The organism is Staphylococcus sp. 231237_7MaSpsaltlick (assembly GCF_043107035.1).
In genome coordinates this window covers 1-1,667 of the sequence record NZ_JBICNX010000108.1, presented here as the reverse complement: position 1 = coordinate 1,667, position 1,667 = coordinate 1, and the positions used below count along the sequence as shown (strand labels likewise).

General features: G+C 31.9%; 2 protein-coding genes. Both read right to left on the bottom strand.

Features of this window, described 5'->3' with window-relative positions; translation table 11 throughout:
- On the bottom strand, positions 1-1,351 hold a 1,351-nt coding region (locus tag ACF91D_RS30145), incomplete at its 3' end, for a phytoene desaturase family protein (RefSeq protein ID WP_392438410.1).
- Positions 1,352-1,667, bottom strand: a 316-nt coding sequence (locus ACF91D_RS30140; RefSeq protein WP_392438409.1) for a glycosyl-4,4'-diaponeurosporenoate acyltransferase CrtO family protein, incomplete at its 5' end; no start/stop codon positions are given.

The window sequence follows — 1,667 nt, the reverse complement described above, 5'->3', positions numbered from 1 at the left end:
ATCCTTTATTCTTTTTCTTACTCGACACTACGCCATAAATAGCCCCTTTATTAGAATTATATGTGTTTTCTATGTCATGTGGTGTCCATACATCTTCATATACGATGTGTTGTCTCAAATCCTTTAGTCCCATAGACTCTAATTTATCCAATATACATTCTCGGAATTGGAGGTATGCCTCTTCGCTGAATGGTTGCCCTTGAATATAAGGTATATGCGGCAATATTTTTATATTTTCATGTCCTTTAGGGGCTTGTGAGTCATCTGTTTTATTTGTATTGACCACATAAATTGTAGGATCTTGAGGTAAAACATATTGATGAAAGACTTCTTTGTAATTTTTTTTAGAATTATTAGAGAAGAAAAAATTATGATGACTAAGTTCAGGATAAATTTTATCAACACCTAGATGCATCACATATCCAGAACTAGCTGGTTCAAATTTGCGCTCTAATTTATTTATTTTATTTTCATCAAAATTCAATAAATTTTTATAAACAGGAATTACTTCCATGTTAGATATAATATAATCTGCATATATATCTTCATTATTTGCTAATACTATACCGATAACTTCATTTTCACTATTATAATTTATACGTTTCACACATGTCTCAAAATGTATATCTACGCCTAATTCTCTAGCTAATTGTTCCATAGCTTCAGCTAATTTATGAATGCCTCCATCTACATACCATAAACCTTCATCATGTTGCATTTGAGGCAACAAACTCAATACAGCCGGTGCGTCATAAGAGGATGAGCCTACATACTTGATAAAATATCCTAACATTTTTCTTAAATATGGATTGTTTACTCTTTTATCAATTGCTTGTTGCATGGTATGGAAGTAATCATATTTTTTTAATGCTGAAAATGGCCCGTGATAACGAATGATTTCAGACATTGTGTCTAAGCCTTTATCAAAATAACTACTTTCAGCAGCTTTATGTATCTGTTGCGCATATTTAAAGAATGTAGTGAGTTGCTTTATATCTTTATCTGTTACTACATTATTATTTATCAAAGTATCTTGCATAGACTCATATAAATCTACAATTTCACCATCAGGATAGACATTTCTTATCTGCAAATCTAATTTACGGATATGCACATAATCTTCTAGCCTTTTACCACATTGCTGGAATAATCTTTGAAATATTTTAGGCATAGTTAAGATAGAAGGGCCAAGATCAAAACCAAAACCTTCTATCTCTAATCTATTCACTTTTCCACCAATGTGATTGTTTTGTTCATACAAATTCACATTATAGCCTGCTTGAGCCATGCGGATTGCACTGGCAATGCCGCCTAGTCCCCCTCCAATGACAACTACTTGCTTCTTTCTCATCTAATCACCTTTTCTTTTTAGCATTTTCGAATATATACGTACTAATTTAGGTCGATTATAGCGTTGCACAATTATACACGGTACATTAGCTATAATGACATAGATTAGATTAATAATTTTAATGCTTCTTGACGAATTTAAAAAAGCGATAACAGGCAATATCGAAAACAAATGGACAAGCTCCGCACGTCTCGTTTCTAATATAAACTTACTTACTTCATGCGTATTACTTGATGTATCAAAAGCTGCTTTACTAACAATATTTGAATTAATACGTTGACCATCTGGTAATTGATTTTTCCAATATTGAACTTTA